This window comes from Blastococcus deserti, assembly GCF_042682525.1.
Classification (GTDB): Bacteria; Actinomycetota; Actinomycetes; order Mycobacteriales; family Geodermatophilaceae; genus Blastococcus_B; species Blastococcus_B deserti.
Window position 1 is genome coordinate 1 of record NZ_JBHUHP010000019.1, and the last position, 17,559, is coordinate 17,559.

Below are 17,559 nucleotides of genomic sequence, written 5' to 3' on the forward strand. Positions count from 1 at the left end.
CCCACCCCCGGCCCGTCGGCCACCTCCGGCTCCGCCTCCAGCACCTCCACCACCCGGTCGATCTGCGGGCGCGCGCCGCAGAGGGTGGGGTAGACGGCCGTGAGCTCCGTCAACGACGACTGCAGACTGGTCAGGTAGGCGAGGAAGACCAGCAGCGAGCCGACCGACATGTGTCCCGCGAGGACCTGGCGGGCTCCGACGAGGAGCACGAGCCCTTGTCCGAGGACCGTGGCACTGCCGCTGAGGAGGTCGGTCACCTTGCTGACGAGGGTGGTGCGCCACTCGGCCGTGACCACGGCACCCGAGAGCTCGACGAAGCGGGCGTGCACCCGTTTCTCCTGGCCGAACGCCTGGACGACGGGGATCCCCGTCAGGCTCTGGTGCAGGTGCGATTGCAACAGGCCAAGTACACGGCGTCGGGCTTCTCCGGCCCTCTGCGTCGGACGCCCCCTGCGACGGGCGATCCACACCATCGCGGGCGTGACGACGACGGCCAGCCCGGTGAGCGCCGGGTCCAGTCCCGCCAGCAGTGCCACCATGCCCACGGTGAGCAGGGCCTGCTGGAGGGGGGAGAAGACGAGCGAGGTGACCACGGCGTGCAGTGACCACGGATCCCCGATCACCCGCTCCATGGTGTCCCCGACGTCGTGCCGCTCGTGGAAGAGGACCGACCGGCGCTGCACCTTCGCGAAGACCTGCCGCTGCAGGCGGAACACCATTCCTTGGCCAACGCGGACCCACAGGAAGGTGAGCAGCACCTCCAGGCCGCTCGTCAGCAGGAAGACGGTGAGAGTCGCGGCGACCACCCAGGCCAGGAGGCCACCGTCGGTTGCGCCGCCCGGAAGCCACGCCGTGAGCGGCGTCCGGTCCTCATCCCCGAGCACCTGGTCGACCAGGACCTTCATCGGCCAGGGAGTCAGCAGGGTGACGCCCGTTGCCAGGAGCGTGAGGATCAAGATGGCCGACAGCCCGGGTACGTCCTGTCGCGCGTAGCGCAGCAGGAAGCGGTAGGGCGAGACCCGTCTGTGCCGCCCGCGGGCCATCGTCTAACTCCCCGGCGTCAGTGCGCTGAGGGTCGTCCGCCGCAGCGCGCGGCGCGTCGTCGGCACGAGGAAGGCCGCGTCCGCAGCGAGGAGAAGCGCTCCCAGCCCGCCCGCCCAGCCGGTCCCGGCCAGGAGCCCGACGATTGCCATCGCGGCCGTGAGCGCGAGCAGCCGCGCCGGCCGGACCACGATGCGCGTCCGCGCCTGCGGCGTCCACCCCCACTGCACCGCGGTGGACAGCCGGGCGGCGAGCACGGGGCCGCGGGAGACCTGCAGGTCCCAGGGGTCGGTCGGCCCCGCGAAGCGGACAGAGCATCCGCTCTCGGCAAGGGCACGCTCCAGCGACATCAGCCAGGCCAGGCGGTCCCCGGTCCACCCAGGAGGTGGTGGCGGGGGCAACACCGGCAGACCGGGACCCCGAAGTCGACCCCACGCCCGGACGAGGGGCTGAAGGACGTGGAGGCAGGTGACCAGCGCACGCCACGCCCACGGGTGGGCTTCGTCCCGCGCCGGTCGGACCGCCACGGCCACGGCTGCGGTGTACCCGACGAGGTATCCGAGGCCCAGCGCGCAGAGGCCGAGCCATGCGGGATGGAGGAACGCGAGGCCGAGTCCCAGGACCAGCGGCGGGACCGTCAGGGGCAGAGTCGCTGCCGCCCAGCCGAACACCCACGCCGCCCTGGGAGCGACGACCGTCTGGTAGGGCGCTCCACCGACCGGTCCGTGGTAGACGACCGGGCGCAGCACCGACGACAGCATCCGCAGGCCGCCGTAGATGGATCCCGCCCAGCGGGCCTGCCCGAGCCGGTTGAACCGGTGCGCGTGGCGGGAGGCGACCATTCGCTCGGACCGGCCGTAGTTGCGCTGCTGTCGCAGGTAGCCGCGGACAGTGTTCCTCCGGTGGTGGCGCACCTGTGCCGCCGGCGCGAAGGCGATCTGACCTCCCTGGTCGAGCAGCTTCCAGCAGACGTCGACGTCGTCGCCCGCCGACGTGAACGCCGGGTCGAAGCCACCGACCGCGAGCAGCGATTCCCGCCGGAACGCCATGTTGCATCCCGGCACGTGCTCGGCGCGGTCGTCCCTGACGAGGACCTCCACCGGTCCTCCCGGTGAGGCGGCGACCGCGCGCTCCACGAGGTCGGCGCCCGGCACCGGAAGGTTGGGTCCGCCGGCCGCGACGACGCCCTCGTCCTGCATCGACAGCACGAGGTGGTAGGGCCACGCGGGATGGCAGTGGGCGTCGGCGTCGAGGTACGCGACGTACTCCCCGCGAGCGGCCCGCGCGCCCGCGTTGCGCGCGGCGCTGAGGCCGCCATGGGGCAGGGCGAGGGTGCGGAACGGATAGCGGCGGGCGATCTCGAGCGTCCCGTCGGTCGATCCGTCGTCGCACACGACCACCTCGAGGTCGGGATAGTCGAGGCATTCGAGGGACCGGAGGCACTCGTCCAGGAGGCGCGCCTCGTTGTAGGCGCAGACGACGACCGACAGGGGCGGCCAGCGCTCCCGCAGGTCGCGCACGCTGCGACCGGCCCATCGGCGGACGACGTCGACAGCCGCCTTCGGGGTGCGGTCGGCACGGGTGATGCCGAAGCCCCACCCCTCGACGGCCTCACCGGCGACCCCCCACTCGTCGGTCCAGGCGAACACGGTCGCGCCCGCGCACCCCGTCTCGTCGACGACGCGGAGCTGCTGCTCGATCGAGGCCGCCTGTGCGGCGTCACCGTGGAGGTCGCCGGCCAGCCCGAGTTCGGTGACGAGCAGAGGGATCTCCCCCGCCACGATCTGCAGGTGACGGAGATAGGCACGCAGGCGGGCGGGATCTTCGAGGAAGACGTTGAACGACGCCAGGTCCAGGCCGTCGATCGACAGGTACTCCGTCGTCGGGAAGTTGCTGTACGTCACCAGGGCCGCCGGGTCGGCGGCGTGCACGTGTGCCGCGAGCCGGGAGAGGACCCGTTCGACCGGCCGGATGCCGTGCAACCGGACGAGGTCGCCCGGCACCTCGTTCCCGATCGACAGGGCGAGCACCTGGGGCAGCCCGACGGTGCGCTCGATCGCGTCGTCCAGCGCCCTGCGACCGGCGTCCAGAACCCTGCGGTGCACGCGGTGATCGGCCCCGTGCTGACGCCAGTCGTCGTAGTGGACGCCGACGAGCACCCGCATGCCGACCTCGGCGGCCGCGTCGAGCAGCTCCGCCGGGGGAACGGTGTAGGTGCGGACCGTATTCAGGCCTACGGCCGCCATGGCCGAGAGATCTCGTCGGATCTGCGGCGCCTCGGGGAACAGGTCACCGTCGCGGCGGGGGCGGAAGCTGCCGTACGTGACTCCCCGCACCCGGTACGGCACCCCGTCCACCGACAGGTGCCGTCCGTCCGGCCGCACCCGCGCGCCGAAACCGGTCCCTCCGGCCGGCAGGTGCAGCGTCGCCCCGGTGGCTGCACCCTCGGGCACGGGGAGGACCGGGGCGGCCTGGACTTCCTGCGTCATCGCCGATCGCCCCTCAGCGAGGTGGCGGACTGGTCCCCCTGTCGTCTGGGGCTGGGAGGCTGGCGGGCGCACGACCCTGGGCCGGCTCGTGTCTCCGCCGCAGTGCCCACGTCGCTCCTCCCCCGGGGCCCGTCCGCGCCACGTGCGCGCGCGTGAGGTGGCCGGAGTGTGCAGCAGCCGACCGCCCCGCTGAAGCGTCTGCGTCGCGAGGGCAGACAATTTCTCCTGTGTTCCCCGAGCCGTGACGTCGCTGAAACGCATTGACCTTTCAGGCACCATTGAGTTCCGTTGCACACGCCGCACGAAACCCATTCGCGGCGCTCCCCGTACGGCGGGCAGCGCCACCTTCAGCCAGGCACTCCAGCGGCAAGATCCAGTGTTTGCCGGAGGCAACCCCCAGGCGGACCATCGGGCTGCAACACACCTTGCCGCAGGTCAAGAGCGTGTACCAGGCGCGCCACTGACAGTTACTCGAATGTCGAAATACTCGTCCCACTCTGCGTACAAGATCAGGCGTACCCCGCAGCGACACGACGAAGGAAAGGGAGGGGGAAAAAGGAGCATCGGCCGATTTTCGCCGGCTGGGCCAGCATGCTCCAGCATCGGCGCGCGGCCGTCCATCCACCGATCGCAGGGAGTCGTCATGCGTGTTGTCGTTCTCGGCGGCGCCGGTTTTCTCGGTTCCCACCTGTGCGGCACGCTGCTGGCGGCCGGTGACGAGGTGGTGTGCATCGACAACCTCAGCACTGGCCGGAGGACGAACACCACACCCTTCCTGGGGCGGCCGGGCTTCGAGTTCGTGCACGCCGACATCGCCGCCGGGCCGCTGTGCGTGCGGGGGGCGGTCGATGCCGTCGCGAACCTCGCCAGCCCGGCGTCGCCACCGGACTACCACCGGATGCCCCTGGAGACACTCGCAGCCGGCAGTCGGGGCACCGAGCACGCGCTGCAGCTGGCGGCGCAGCACGGTGCCCGGTTCCTGCTCGCTTCGACCAGCGAGGTGTACGGGGACCCCGACGTCCACCCCCAGCCGGAGGACTACTGGGGCAACGTGAACTCCGTGGGCCCACGCAGCGTCTACGACGAGGCCAAGCGGTACGCCGAAGCCGTCACGATGGCCTACCGGCGGCAGTTCGGGGACGACGTCGGGATCGTCCGCATCTTCAACACCTACGGCCCCGGGATGCGGCCGGAGGACGGCCGGGTGGTCACCAGCTTCATCACCCAGGCCCTCAACGGCGATCCCCTGACGATCTACGGCGACGGCTCGCAGACCCGCAGCTTCTGCTACGTCGACGATCTCGTCCGCGGCCTGGTCGCCATGCTGACGTCGACCGAGACCGGTCCGCTCAACCTCGGCAACCCGGTCGAGTGGACCGTCCTCGAGCTGGCCCGCATCGTGCTCGAGGTCACGGGCTCGACGTCGCCGCTCGAGTTCCACCCGCTCCCCCAGGACGACCCCACCCGCCGCAGACCGGACATCGGCCGAGCTCGCCGGCTGCTGGGCTGGCAGCCCGAGATCTCCGCCCACGAGGGGCTGCGGCGGACCGTCGAGTGGTTCCGCGCGCGCCCCGCCGAGGTCGCCGCCGCCGCTCCGTCCGTGGCCGGCCCCCAGGTCGAGCCGCGACCCGGTGCACGGATCCCGTCTCCTCGGCGGTCCGCGCCGGTCCTCTCGTGATCAGCGGGCGCGACCCCGGGTCCACCGTGCTCGTGACCGGTGGCGCCGGCTTCATCGGCAGTCACACGTGCGTGGAACTGCTCGAGAACGGCCACCGCGTCGTCGTGATCGACGACCACTCCAACAGCACGCCCGCGTCCCTGGAGCGAGTGGCGAAGCTGACCGGCCGAGCGGTGACGGCCTACACGGGGGACGTCAGGGACCGCGCGCTGCTCGACCGGGTGTTCGAGGCCCAGCGGATCGACCAGGTCATCCACTTCGCGGCCAGGAAAGCCGTCGGGGAGTCGGTGGAGTTCCCACTCGAGTACTGGGACGTCAACGTCGGTGCCACCGTCGCCCTCCTGCAGGCGATGCGGGACCACGGCGTGCGCGATCTCGTCTTCTCGTCGTCCTGCTCGGTGTACGGGGTCGCACGGCGCGTACCGCTGACCGAGGAGGACCCGGTCGCCCCCGTCAACCCCTACGCGCGGACCAAATCGGCGTGCGAGCAGATCCTCGCGGACGCCTGCCGGCGCCATCCTGAGTTCCGGATCCTGGCGCTGCGCTACTTCAACCCGGCCGGCGCCCATCCGAGCGGCCTGCTGGGCGAGGACCCCCGCGGTGTTCCGAACAACCTCATGCCCTACCTCACCCAGGTGGCCATCGGCCGGCTGGACCGCCTCCCCGTCCACGGCACCGACTACCCGACGCCTGACGGCAGTTGCATCCGCGACTACATCCACGTCGTCGACGTGGCCGACGGACATCGTGTCGCCCTGGACCACCTCGCCGACGAGACCGGTGTTCGGGTGCGGAACCTGGGCACCGGCGTCGGCACGTCGGTGCTGGAGGTGGTCTCCGCGTTCGAGTCCGCCACCGGACGGCCCATCCCGGTCACCACGGTCGGACGGCGGCCCGGCGACGTGCCCGTACTCGTCGCCGACCCGTCGCGCGTGGCGCGGGAATGGGGGTGGCGGACCACACGGGACGTGGCGGACATGTGCGCCGACGCGTGGCGCTTCCAGCAGCTCAATCCGTTCGGGCACGCCTGCTGACCCGGCTCGCGGCACGGAATCGCACGGCTGCGTCAGCGCAGGTGCGAGGTGTCGTTCACCAGGCGCACCGAGGCGCGGCCGTCCGAGGACCACGCCACCGAGCACAGCGACGCCGCCTCGAGGAACACCCGGTGCACCACCTCGTCACCGACCCCCAGCCCGGCGGCCACCATCAGCTTGATGGGCGTCACGTGGCTGACGACCAGCACGGTCCGGCCCGCATGCCCGGACAGGATGCGCCGCCGGGCCCGGGCCACCCGGCTGCTCACGTCGGCGACCGACTCCCCTCCCGGAGCGGGGACGGTGACGTCGTCGAGGAAGCGCCGGGAGGCCAGCGGGTGCTTGGCGCGCGCCTCGTCGAAGGTCAGCCCCTCGAGGTCGCCGAAGTCCAGTTCGACCAGGTCCTCGTCGAGGTCGACCGGCAGGCCCAGGGCGCCCGCGACGATCTCCGCCGTCTCCCGGGTCCGCCGCAGCGGCGAGGCGACGACCACCTCGATGCCCAGAGCCTTGGCGCGCACCGCGGCGGCCTCAGCCTCGGCCCGGCCCGCCCGGGACAGCGGCAGGTCGTTGCGGCCGCTGTACCGACGCTCGGGGGTGTGCTCGGTCTGCCCGTGCCGGAGCAGATGGGTGACGGTGGTGACGACGGCAGCCGGCTCGGCGGCGGGCTGGACGTCGTCCTCCAGGACGACGGGCTCGGCGGCCGGGTCGCGGTGCACCGGCCGGCCGTCCATCGCGCTGTTGGCCAGCGCGTCGGCGGCGCTGTTCTGCGCGCGCGGCACCCACGTGTACCGGACGTCGCCCAGCTGCCGGGCGATCTTCTGCGCCTGCACGGCCAGCTGCTGCATGTCGGGGTGCTTGATCTTCCAGCGGCCCGACATCTGCTCGACGACCAGCTTGGAGTCCATGCGGACCTCGACGCTGGCGGTCGGGTCGAGGTCGAGGGCGGCCTGCAGGCCGGCGACCAGACCCCCGTACTCGGCGACGTTGTTCGTGGCGCGCCCGACCGATGCGGCCCGCTCGGCCAGCACGCGCCCGGTGTCGGCGTCGCGGACCAGCGCGCCGTAGCCGGCCGGCCCCGGGTTGCCGCGCGACCCGCCGTCCGCCTCGACGATGAGCCGGCGGCTCACAGCCCGGCCCCGGCGGCCGACGTGGCCACCATGGCCATGATCGGCGTCACAGGCCGGACTCGGCGGTGCGCACGAGGATGCGGCCGCAGTTCTCGCACCGCACGACCTCGTGCGGATCGGCGTTGCGCACCGCGGCGAGCTCGTTGCCGTACAGCTCGAGCCGGCAGCCCTGGCAGGCCCGCGCCCGCAGCATCGCGGCGCCGGTGGTGCCCGTCTGCGCGCGGATCCGGTCGTAGAGGGACAGCAGTGGCGCCGAGATGCCGGCGGCGACCTCGGCGCGGGCCGCCTCGTGCCGCTTGATGCCGTCGGCGATGTCGGCGAGGGCGTCGTCGCGGAGCTGCTCGGCCCGCTCGCGGTCGGCGCGCGCCTGGTCCAGCCCCCGCTGCGCCGCGGCCAGCGCCGACTCGGCGTCCTCGAGGCGCTGCATGAGCTCGAGCTCCTGGTCCTCGAGGTCGGACTGCCGCCGCTTCAGCGAGTCGAGCTCGTGCTGGAGGTTGGTCAACTCCTTCGGCGAGACGCTCCCGGAGTCCAGCAGCCGCTGGTCCTTGGCTTCGCGTGCCCGCACCGTCTCGACGTCGGCCTCCAGCCGCTTCACCTCGCGGCCCAGGTCGCGCACCTCCGTCTCGGCGCGGACGACGTCGGCGGAGAGCGCCCGTTCGGCCTCGGCGGCCGCCTCGACGGCGGCCCGCTCGGGCAACGTGCGCTCACGGTGGGCGAGCTGGGTGAGCGCGACGTCTTCAGCGGCGAGATCGAGCAGCTTCTGCTGCTCGAAGTGGTCGGCCTTCACCCGTCCAACCTACCCGTGCACCCACCTGCCCCGGCCCCCGTGCAGGGTCCCGCCGCCGGCCCCGTCCAGAGGCTCGTCCCGGGCCTGCGAGGGATGAGGAGGACGGGCCCTTCCACGGCGGGGGCACGGGGCTCCTTCTGCTACCTGCGCGGCGCGGCGTCCCCGACCGGTCCGTCCTCCTGGCCGGCGCGGTAGGTCCAGGGGTCGGTCCGCCGCCGTGACACGGCCACCGCCACCTGCCCCGCCAGGTCGTCGGCGAGCAGTTCCGCGGCGACCGGCAACCAGGGCCACTCGGACGCGAAGTGCGCGACGTCGCAGAGCGCGGGACCGTCCACCTCCCCCGCCTCCGAGGCCGGGTGGTGCTTGAGGTCGCTGGTCAGCAGCACGTCCGCTCCCGCGGCGGCCGCCGCTGCGAGCAGCGAGCCGCCGCTGCCGCCGCACACCGCCACCCGGCGGACGACGCGCCCGGGCTCACCGGCGGCACGGACCCCGCCGACCGTCGCGGGCAGGACCGCGGCGGCCCGTTCGGCGAACGCCCGCAGGCTCAGCGGCTCCGGGAGCTGCCCCACCCGCCCGAGCCCGGTCCGCGGGTCGGCGGCCGAGGGCTCCAGGGGCACGGTCCCGCTCAGACCCAGGACGTCGGCCAGCGCGTCGTTGACGCCGCAGCCGGGCGCCCGGTCGGCGTTGGTGTGCACGACGAACAACCCCGCGCCGGCGCGGACGAGGCGGTGGACCAGCCGGCCCTTGGGGTCGTGGGCCGGCACGCCGTGCACCGGCGTCAGCAGCAGCGGGTGGTGCGTGACGACGAGGTCGGTCCCGGTCTCGATCGCCTCGTCCACGACGGCCGTGGTCGGGTCGACGGCGAACAGCACGCGGTCCACCGGCTCGTCCGGGTCACCGCACACGAGCCCGACGGCGTCCCAGCTCTCGGCCAGCGCGGGGTCGTAGCGGGCATCGAGCGCGGCGATCACCTCGCGCAGGGGGACGGGCACGGGCGGACTCTAGGTCAGACCGTCGGCGTCAGCGGGCGCACCATGGCGATCCGGCGGCCGTGGCGGTCGAGGCCCAGCTGCCGCTCCCTGTCCCGCAGCTCGCGGAGTCCCGGGGTCAGGTCCGTGGTCTCGCGCCAGCCGTGGCGGGCGTACCAGGGACCGTTCCACGGCACGTCGGCGTAGGTGAGCAGGGTGACCCGGTCGACGCCGTGCTCCCGAGCGGTGCGGACCGTGGCGTGGAGCAGGGCCGTTCCCAGTCCGCGCCTGCCATGCGCCGGATCGACCGAGAGCTGCTCCAGGTGCACGGCGCCGTCGACCAGCTCCAGGACGGCGAAGCCACGGACGGGCCGACCGGTCACGAGCACCCGCCACGCCTCCGCCCGCGCCCCGGCGGATGCCGCGGCCGGCAGGCCGGTGATGCCGAGGGCCCGGAACGACTCGTCGGCCCGGGTCTCCACCAGCGGCACCTGCGCCAGGTCCTCCGGGCCGGCGACCCGGACCTCCGTCCCGGGCTGGTCGGTCGACATGCGGCGATCCTGGCACCGGGTCGTCACGGCCGGCCGGGAGCGGCGATGACAAGCTTCGGGACGTGACGGAGGGCGGGCCACGGGAGCGTGGGCTCAGGGCGCCCGCCTGGCTCGAGGAACTGGTGCGCACGACCCCGCCTCCCGTGCCCTGGCGCGACGTCGTCCGGTTCGCCGTCACGATCCCCGCCCCGCTGGCCGTCGCCGCCGCCGTCGGAGGGGGCCTCGAGCAGGGGCCGGTCCTCGGGGCCGGCGTCTTCGGGACCATGGGGGCCCTGGCCGCGAGCCTGGCGCCGCAGTCTGGTCCGCTGCGCGACCGGCTGCGCCGGATCGCCGCCGCCATCGGCTTCGGCGCCGTGGGACTGCTCGTAGGCCAGTACGCCACCGGGGGCGGCTGGGCACCGGTGGTCGTGATCGCGGCCATCTCGGCCGCCGCGGCCCTGATCAGCTCGGTGAACGCGGCGCTCTCGCTCGGCTCCCTGCAACTGCTGATCTACACCGCGATCTCCTCCGGCCTGACGACCCCCCTGTCGCTGCCGGCGGAGGTCGGCTTCTTCTTCGGCGGCGCCGCCTGGGCGACCCTGACCACCGTGGTCCAGGCGCGCACCGAGAGCCTCGACCCCGACCGCACCTCGGTGGCCGGCGTCTTCACCGCCATCGCCGACCTGCTCGCGGCCAGCGGCACCGAGCGCGCCGAGGACAGCCGGCGCGCGCTCACGACCGCCCTCAACGCCGCCTACGACCGTGTGATCCGCAGCCGCAGTCACTCCGCCGGCCGCAGCCGGGAACTGTCCGAGCTCGCCGGAGTGCTGAACTCCGCGGCGCCCCTGGTGGAGGGCGCCGTGGCTGCGGCACGGGCCCGCGTGGCGGCCGACCCCGACGACGTCGAGGCCGTCCGGGCGCTGGCCGCGGCGCTGCGGGACTCCGGGGAGCTGACCGGGGAGCGGCCCCCGCCACTGGACGACGGACCGCCCGCCCGCCGCGCGGTCCGCCACGGGATCCGGCTGGTCTGGAACGTCGTCGGCGACCCCGAGGAGCGCGCCGTCGCGGCCGCGCAGCAGATGGAGGTCGACCTCCGCACCCGGCTGCGGGACCTCGCCGACCGGACGCTGGCCAGCCCCGACAGCCGGGCCTTCGCCGTCCGGCTGGCGCTGTGCATGACCGTCGCCGAGATCGCCCGGCAGTTCCTGCCGATCGAGCGGCCCTACTGGGTGCTGCTGACGGTGGCCATCGTGCTCAAGCCCGACTTCGGCTCGGTCTTCACCCGGGCCGTGCAGCGCGGCGCGGGCACGGTGCTCGGGGTGCTCCTGGGCTCGGCGCTGCTGGCGGTCCTGCCCCGGAACGCGTGGGTGCTCGTCGCCATGGCCGTGGCCGCCGCGCCGCTGCCGTGGGCACGCAACGCCAACTTCGGCTTGTTCTCGGTGTTCCAGACGCCGGTGATCATCCTGCTGCTGGACCTCGCCCTGGCCGGCGGTCCCGATCTCGTGGGCGCCCGGCTCACCGACACCCTCATCGGCTGCGCGATCGTCCTCGTCTTCGGCTACCTGCTCTGGCCCCAGACCTGGCGGGCACCGCTGGACGAGGCGCTGCGGGACGCCGCGCTGGCCCTCGACGCGTTCGTCGAGGCCGCCTTCACCGGCAGCCCCACCGAACGCCGCCGCGCCCGCCGGCGCAACTACCGGGCGCTGACCGAGCTGCAGACCCAGCTCCAGCGCCGGCTGGCCGAGCCACCGCCGATCAGCAGCCGCGCGGCGGCCTGGTGGCCGGTGATCGTGCAACTGGAGCGCACCTCCGACGCCGTGACCGAGGCCGTCATCGCCCAGCGCGAGGGCGAGCCCGCCCCCGACCTCGCGCAGGTGGCGGTGCTGCGGAAGGCGATCCGCCAGCTGGAGGAGGACGTCCGGGCCCATCGGATCCCCGACGACGCCGAGATCCTCGCCGACGGCGTGCTCGCCCCCGTGGCCCGCGAGGTGGACGCGGCCCGGCGGCTGGTGCGCGAGAACGCCCCGGGACGGCACTGATCCCCGGCCCGGTGCCCGGTTGCGGCAGGACGGGCGCGCACGTGGGATGAGCGGGGTGCCGATCGATCCGCCGCTCCTCTCGCTGCCGTCCCTGTCCGCCCCTCCCCCACCGGGCTCGCGGACCGTCACCACCGACGACGGCGTGCCGCTGCACGTCGAGGTCGACGGTGTGGCCGACGCCGACCTCACCGTCCTCTTCTCCCACGGGTTCACCGCCCGCCTGGCCGAGTGGGAGCTGCAGCGGGCCGCGCTGCGGAACCGGGCGCGGCTGGTCCTCTGGGACCAGCGGGGGCACGGCCGGTCGGGCTGGACGCCGCTGACGAAGGCGACCATCGACCGCACCGGCCGCGACCTGGGGCAGGTGCTCGACGCGACCACGCCGCACGGGCCGGTCGTGCTGGCCGGCCACTCGATGGGCGGCATGAGCATCATGGCCCTCGCCCGCCGGCGACCGGACCTCTTCGGGACGCGGGTGGTCGGTGTCTTCCTGCTCGCGACCTCCGCCGGGGGGCTGGTGGAGACCGGCGTCCTCGGGCTCGCGCTCAAGGTGGTGCGCCGACTGGGACTGTTGCCGCTGTACCTGCGCGTCCTGCAACTCCTCGCACCCGTGCTCGAGCGGTTCCGCCGCCGGGGCACGGCCATCGGCCGGCGGATCACCCGCCGGCTCCTCTTCGGCGCGGACGACGCGCACCCGCACGACGTGCGACTCGTGCAGGAACTGCTCGAGGAGACCTCGCTGCCGGTGACGATGGCCTTCTACGCGACCTTCCTCGACCACGACGAGACGGCCGCGCTCGAGGTGCTGCGGCAGGTGCCCGTGACCGTCGTCGCGGCGACCCACGACCGCCTGACCCCCGCTGCGCACGGTCGCCGGATCGCCGAGATCATCGGGCCGGGCGCGGAACTGGTCGTCGTCCCCGGCGCCGGGCACAGCGTCAACCTCACCCGTTCCCAGGTCGTCGACGACGCGTTGAACGCGCTGGTGGACCGGGTGCGGGCCGGGTGGCGAAAAGCCGGTTGACCCGGTCGCCCGCGGGGCACGGCAGTGTGACGACGGTCATGAGGATCGTCGTGCAGTGACCCGGGGACACGCCTGACTTCGGCGGCCGTCCCGACGACGTGGAAGGGCCCCCGTCCGAGCAGCGCGACGGGGTCGGCGAGGAGCAGAACGTGGACCGGATGAGCGCACTCGATGCGGGTTTCTTCTACGCCGAGAGCGAGAACACCCCGATGCACGTGGGGTCGGTCGCGGTGTTCGAGGGACCAGCCCCGACCTACGGCGACGTGGTTCGGCTGATCCTGAGCAAGCTGCCCAAGGTGCCCCGGTACCGCCAGCGAGTGCGCCCGGTGCCGATGCAGCTGGGCCGGCCCCTGTGGCTCGACGACCCGCACTTCCAGATCCTCTACCACGTGCGGCACACCGCGGTGCCCAAGCCGGGCAGCGACGAGCAGCTGCGCAACCTGGCCGGCCGCGTCCTCGGCCAGCGCCTGGACATGGCGAAGCCGCTGTGGGAGCTCTGGCTGGTCGAGGGCCTGGCCGACGACCGCTGGGCGCTCATCTCCAAGGTCCACCACTGCATGGTCGACGGCATCGCCGGCAGCGACCTGATGCAGCTCATGTTCGACCTCACCCCCGACGCCACGCACGAGGCGCCGCAGGACTGGACGCCGCGGCGCAGCCCCTCCGGCCTCGAGCTCGTGGCCGGCTCGGTCACCGAGGCCATGACCCATCCCCTCCAGCAGCTGGCCGCCATGCCCAACGTGGGCAGCGCCGTCCGAGCGGCCAAGGAGCTGGCCGACTCGAGCCGGACCCTGGCCAGGACGGTGCCGTCGCTGGCCAAGCAGGCCATCAGGCCCACCGCCCGCTCCCTGAACGGGCCCATCGGCCCGCACCGTCGCTGGGCGTGGACCGAGGGCAGGTTCGAGGAGTTCAAGGCCGTCCGGTCGGCGTTCGGCGGCACGGTCAACGACGTCGTACTGACCGCGATCACCGGTGGCTTCCGCGACCTGCTCGAGGGCCGGGGCGAGCTCTCGTCGGAGAAGCTCGTCGTCCGCTCGATGGTGCCCGTCTCGGTCCGGCGCGAGAGTCAGCGGGGAACGCTGGACAACCAGATCTCCGCGGTCTTCGTGGACCTGCCGGTCGGCCTCTCCGACCCGGTGGCCCGCCTGAACTCCATCCGCGGTCAGATGGACGAGTACAAGCGGGCCATGCGCGCGGTCGACGCCAAGTCGATCATCTCGATGGGCAACTTCGTGGCGCCCACGCTGCTGTCCATGGGCGTGCGGGCCGCGCTCCAGGCGGGGCAGATGTGGTGCCAGACGGTCACGACCAACGTGCCCGGACCGCGGGTGCCGCTCTACGTGCTGGGCAAGCGCATGACCAGCGCCACCGCCTACGTGCCGATCAACGGCGGCATGCGGTGCTCGATCGGCATCTTCTCCTACCTGAACACCATGACCTTCGGGATCAACGCCGACTTCGACGGCTACCCGGACGTCGACGTCCTCTCCGGGGGCATCCGCCGCGGCATCGAGGAGCTGCTGGCACTGGCGGTCGCGAAGGCCCCCGGGGCCGAGGCGGGACCGAAGGCCGACTCCACGGCCGAGTCCACAGCGGGCCCGTCGACCGGCTCCGCGGGCGGGTCCGCCGCCGACTCCTCCGCCGGCTCCACCGCCGAGGCCGCGGGGAAGTCCACGGCGAAGCGCCAGCCCCGGTCGCGGGCAGCGAAGAAGACCAGCGCGGGAGCCGCCCGGTGAGCCCCACCGAGCGGCGCGACGCCGGTGCCCTCGGCGACGGCCCGCGCGGTGCCGCCGAGCCGCCAGGCGCCCCGGACAGTGGCCTCACCGTGGCGGTCACCGGGCCCACCGGCACGTTCGGTTCGGGCCTGGTCCCCCTGCTGCAGGACGACGACCGGATCGCCCGGGTCATCGGCATCGCCCGGCGCCCGTTCGACCCCGCCGAGCGCGGGTGGACGAAGATGGAGTACCGGCAGGGCGACGTCCGCGATCCCGAGGCCCTGCGCGCGGCGTTCGAGGGCGTCGACGTGGTGGTGCACCTGGCCTTCCTGATCACCGGCAACGCCTCCCGGGGGACCACCCGGTCGATCAACGTCGGCGGCACCCTGAACGTCTTCCGGACGGCGGCCGCGGCGGGCGCCCGCCGGTTCGTGTACGCCTCGTCGGTGGCGGCGTACGGCTTCCATGCCGACAACCCCCCGCTGATCGACGAGGAGTGGCCGACCCGGCCGGCGGACCGGCTCTTCTACGCCCAGGAGAAGGCCGAGCTCGAGGAGCTGCTCGACCGCGAGGCCCGCAAGCACCCCGAGCTCGCACTGTTCCTGCTGCGCCCACCGGTGGTCCTGGGCCCGAACGTCGTCGGCCGGAAGGACCTGCTCCCCGGCCCGCTGGCACCCCTGGGCCGGGCGCTGTTCAGCCGGCCACGGCGGTTGCCGGTGCCGGTGCCCGTCCTCGTGCCCACGTTCCCCCTGCAGTTCGTCCACGAGGAGGACGTCGGTCGCGCGCTCGTGCAGTGCATCCTCGGCGCCGGCCCTCCGGGTGCCTACAACATCGCCGGCGACGGGGTGCTCACCGCCGCCGACGTCGCCCGCGAGTTCGGCGCGCTGCCGATCCCGCTCCCCGCGGCACCGGCGCAGGCCACGGCGCGGGCGTTCTCCCGGCTGCCGTTCCTGCCGCCCGTCGCCGAATGGGTGGAGGCGGCGAGCCGGCCGGCGATCATGGACACCACGAAGGCGCGCGAGAAGCTCGGCTGGCGACCGCGCTACACCGGGCTGGAGGCCCTGCGCGACACCCTGAGCCGCGGCGGACGGCCTGGCTAGACGGAGGCGCGGGCGCCCGCCGTCGCGTCGAGCCAGGCCAGGACCTCCGTCGCGAGCTCCTCGGGCACCTGCAGCTGCGGTACGTGCCCGACGCCGGGCAGTTCCAGGTAGCGCCACCGGGGGTGCCGCCGGGCGATGTCGCGCGCGGCGGCGACCGGGACCAGCCGATCCCGGTCGCCCTGCACCAGCAGCACGGGCACACGGATCGAGGCCATCGCCGTCCGGTAGCTGCGCGGGTCGACGAGCAGCTTGAGCAGGGACCGGACCGCCGCCAGGAACGCCTTGTCCATGGCCGGCACGTCCTGCCGCTGCTCGATCAGGCCCAGCGAGCGGTCGATCACCGACGAGGGCAGGGTGTCGGGGTCGACCCCGCACAGCCGCAGCATGTCGCGGACCTGACGCAGCGGCGTCGAGCGCTTGCGGCGCAGCGCGAGGAAGCGCTCGCCCAGCATCGGGATCGCGTAGAGGGCGAAGGTCGCGGCCACCAGCGGGTCCAGCGCGCGGCGCGGCCCGGGGACCGCCGCGTCGAGGAGGACCAGGCCGTTGACCGTGTCCGGTGCCGCGGCGGTCTGGAGGATGGAGATCATCCCGCCCATCGAGTTGCCCACGAGGACGACGGGCGTGCCGGCGACCTCGGCGAGGAACCGGTCGAGGACGTCCACGTTGTCGTGCACGGCGGTGCGACGTCCGCCGGGCTCGCTCCGGCCGAACCCGGGCAGGTCGAGAGCCAGCACGCGGGCCTGCGGACGCAGCAGGGGCGCGAACAGGTCCCAGTTCAGGTGCGAGCCGCCGAGCCCGTGCACCAGCACCACCGTCGGGGCGCCGTCCGGACCTCCGAAGTCGACATAGTGCACCGGACCGCCGAGGTCCACGGTGCGGCTCTGCCCGTACGTCCCGCCCAGTTCGGTCACCCGTAGGTCCTCCTCGTCCACGTTGCGGCGTCCGTACGGTGACACGTCCGTGCCGTGCCCGTCCCACGGGGGGCACGCACCACGCCGCCATACCAGTAGAACGTGAACGTTCGATATGACCCGGGACACATTTCGGCAACATGTGGCGGCGAGGGAAGTCGACCGGGTGTGAGCCGGGCCCCATCTTGGTACAGGTCGGCACCAAGGGCGGTCGGCAGCAGGAGGGTCACGTGGCGTCACGGCTGGACGACGGTCCCGCTCTCCCCCTGTACCTCACCGAGCCCGGCCGGGCAGTCGGCGACTACGGGCTCTACCTCGCCGCCCGCCCGCTGCTGTCCCGCCTCCCGCACGGCGACGGGCATCCCGTGCTGGTTCTCCCCGGCCTGCTCGCCGACGACATCTCCACGCGGGTGCTGCGCGCCGTCCTGCGCCGGCTGGGCTACGACGCCCAGGGCTGGGGTCTGGGCCGCAACATCGGCCCCACCGCCGCGTGCGTGAAGGGCACCCGCGACCTCCTCGACCACCTCAGCGACAAGCACCAACGGACGGTCTCGCTCGTCGGCTGGAGCCTGGGCGGCATCTTCGCCCGCGACCTGGGCCGCCGGTCCCCCGAGTCGGTGCGTCAGGTGATCACCCTGGGCAGCCCCTTCCGCCTGACGCGGCACAGCCAGAGCCGGGCGTCGAAGGTGTTCGACCGCTTCTCCCACCTGCACGTGGAGCACCGCACGCTGCCGCTGGAGTCGGAGAACACCCCGCTGGCCGTACCGACCACCTCGATCTACTCCCAGTTCGACGGGATCGTGCACTGGGAGACGTGCCTGAACATCCCCGGCGAGCGCTGCGAGAACATCGCCGTCATGGCCAGCCACCTGGGCCTCGGCCACCACCCCGCCTCGATCTGGGCCGTGGCCGACCGGCTGGCCCAGCCGGAGGGCACCTGGAAGCCGTTCAGGGCGCCGCGGTTCCTGCGCCCGGCCTTCCCCACGCCCGCCCGGCCCCGCGCCGACGACCCGGTCGCCGCCCACGGCACCGCCGCCTGACGCTGCGCCTCAGGCCCGAGGCTTCCTCTGCACGGGAGTGGCAAGCCGATGCCCGGAGCACGCCCTACGTCCGATCCGT

General features: G+C 73.5%; 14 protein-coding genes. 7 read left to right on the forward strand and 7 right to left on the reverse strand.

The features are described from left to right. Together ACFSHS_RS17560 and ACFSHS_RS17565 are read right to left on the reverse strand one after the other, a co-directional pair. On the reverse strand, positions 1-1,043 hold a 1,043-nt coding region (locus ACFSHS_RS17560; RefSeq protein ID WP_376878849.1), incomplete at its 3' end, for an ABC transporter transmembrane domain-containing protein. Between the two features lie 3 nt (positions 1,044-1,046). Further along, positions 1,047-3,530: a glycosyltransferase gene (locus ACFSHS_RS17565; protein WP_376878851.1), complete on the reverse strand. Its 2,484-nt coding sequence runs from the start codon at positions 3,528-3,530 to the stop codon at positions 1,047-1,049. Positions 3,531-4,173: 643 nt separating this feature from the next. Here ACFSHS_RS17565 and ACFSHS_RS17570 point away from each other — a divergent pair. Together ACFSHS_RS17570 and galE are read left to right on the forward strand one after the other, a co-directional pair. Continuing rightward, on the forward strand, positions 4,174-5,208 hold the full coding sequence (locus ACFSHS_RS17570; protein ID WP_376878853.1) for a UDP-glucuronic acid decarboxylase family protein: 1,035 nt from the start codon (positions 4,174-4,176) through the stop codon (positions 5,206-5,208). Further along, on the forward strand, positions 5,205-6,242 hold the full coding sequence (galE, locus tag ACFSHS_RS17575; RefSeq protein ID WP_376878855.1) for a UDP-glucose 4-epimerase GalE: 1,038 nt from the start codon (positions 5,205-5,207) through the stop codon (positions 6,240-6,242). The genes ACFSHS_RS17570 and galE overlap by 4 nt, the downstream gene beginning before the upstream one ends. 32 nt (positions 6,243-6,274) lie before the next feature. Here galE and ACFSHS_RS17580 read toward each other — a convergent pair whose 3' ends face one another. The 4 genes from ACFSHS_RS17580 to ACFSHS_RS17595 form a co-directional block, all read right to left on the reverse strand. Next, the gene (locus ACFSHS_RS17580; RefSeq protein ID WP_376878857.1) at positions 6,275-7,369 is read right to left on the reverse strand and encodes a bifunctional RNase H/acid phosphatase; all 1,095 of its coding nucleotides are present in this window, start codon (positions 7,367-7,369) and stop codon (positions 6,275-6,277) included. A gap of 46 nt (positions 7,370-7,415) precedes the next feature. Beyond that, positions 7,416-8,156: a zinc ribbon domain-containing protein gene (locus ACFSHS_RS17585; protein ID WP_376878859.1), complete on the reverse strand. Its 741-nt coding sequence runs from the start codon at positions 8,154-8,156 to the stop codon at positions 7,416-7,418. Positions 8,157-8,296: 140 nt separating this feature from the next. Next, positions 8,297-9,148, reverse strand: a complete 852-nt coding sequence (locus tag ACFSHS_RS17590) for a Nif3-like dinuclear metal center hexameric protein (protein ID WP_376878861.1) — start codon at positions 9,146-9,148, stop codon at positions 8,297-8,299. A gap of 14 nt (positions 9,149-9,162) precedes the next feature. Continuing rightward, complete coding sequence (locus tag ACFSHS_RS17595) at positions 9,163-9,675, reverse strand: GNAT family N-acetyltransferase (RefSeq protein WP_376878863.1); 513 nt, start codon at positions 9,673-9,675, stop codon at positions 9,163-9,165. A gap of 62 nt (positions 9,676-9,737) precedes the next feature. Here ACFSHS_RS17595 and ACFSHS_RS17600 point away from each other — a divergent pair, with 62 nt between their 5' ends. The 4 genes from ACFSHS_RS17600 (at position 9,738) to ACFSHS_RS17615 (ending at position 15,529) form a co-directional block, all read left to right on the forward strand. Continuing rightward, on the forward strand, positions 9,738-11,693 hold the full coding sequence (locus ACFSHS_RS17600) for an FUSC family protein (RefSeq protein ID WP_376878865.1): 1,956 nt from the start codon (positions 9,738-9,740) through the stop codon (positions 11,691-11,693). A 55-nt stretch (positions 11,694-11,748) separates the two neighbouring features. Next, the gene (locus tag ACFSHS_RS17605) at positions 11,749-12,714 is read left to right on the forward strand and encodes an alpha/beta fold hydrolase (RefSeq protein ID WP_376878867.1); all 966 of its coding nucleotides are present in this window, start codon (positions 11,749-11,751) and stop codon (positions 12,712-12,714) included. A 158-nt stretch (positions 12,715-12,872) separates the two neighbouring features. Next, positions 12,873-14,450, forward strand: coding sequence for a WS/DGAT/MGAT family O-acyltransferase (locus ACFSHS_RS17610; protein WP_376878869.1), 1,578 nt, complete (start codon positions 12,873-12,875; stop codon positions 14,448-14,450). After that, positions 14,447-15,529: an NAD-dependent epimerase/dehydratase family protein gene (locus ACFSHS_RS17615; protein WP_376878872.1), complete on the forward strand. Its 1,083-nt coding sequence runs from the start codon at positions 14,447-14,449 to the stop codon at positions 15,527-15,529. Before ACFSHS_RS17610 ends, ACFSHS_RS17615 begins: the two co-directional genes overlap by 4 nt. Here ACFSHS_RS17615 and ACFSHS_RS17620 read toward each other — a convergent pair. After that, positions 15,526-16,440: an alpha/beta fold hydrolase gene (locus tag ACFSHS_RS17620; RefSeq protein WP_376878874.1), complete on the reverse strand. Its 915-nt coding sequence runs from the start codon at positions 16,438-16,440 to the stop codon at positions 15,526-15,528. The genes ACFSHS_RS17615 and ACFSHS_RS17620 overlap by 4 nt on opposite strands. A gap of 230 nt (positions 16,441-16,670) precedes the next feature. Here ACFSHS_RS17620 and ACFSHS_RS17625 point away from each other — a divergent pair, with 230 nt between their 5' ends. Beyond that, entirely contained in the window at positions 16,671-17,480 is an 810-nt protein-coding gene (locus tag ACFSHS_RS17625; RefSeq protein WP_376878876.1) for an esterase/lipase family protein, read from the forward strand. The last annotated feature ends 79 nt before the right edge of the window (positions 17,481-17,559 follow it).

Coding starts and splice junctions, on each gene's coding strand:
- ACFSHS_RS17565 (WP_376878851.1), bottom strand. CDS start 3,530: ATGACGCAGGAAGTCCAGGCCGCCCCGGTCCTCCCCGTGCCCGAGGGT.
- ACFSHS_RS17570 (WP_376878853.1), top strand. CDS start 4,174: ATGCGTGTTGTCGTTCTCGGCGGCGCCGGTTTTCTCGGTTCCCACCTG.
- ACFSHS_RS17595 (WP_376878863.1), bottom strand. CDS start 9,675: ATGTCGACCGACCAGCCCGGGACGGAGGTCCGGGTCGCCGGCCCGGAG.
- ACFSHS_RS17610 (WP_376878869.1), top strand. CDS start 12,873: ATGAGCGCACTCGATGCGGGTTTCTTCTACGCCGAGAGCGAGAACACC.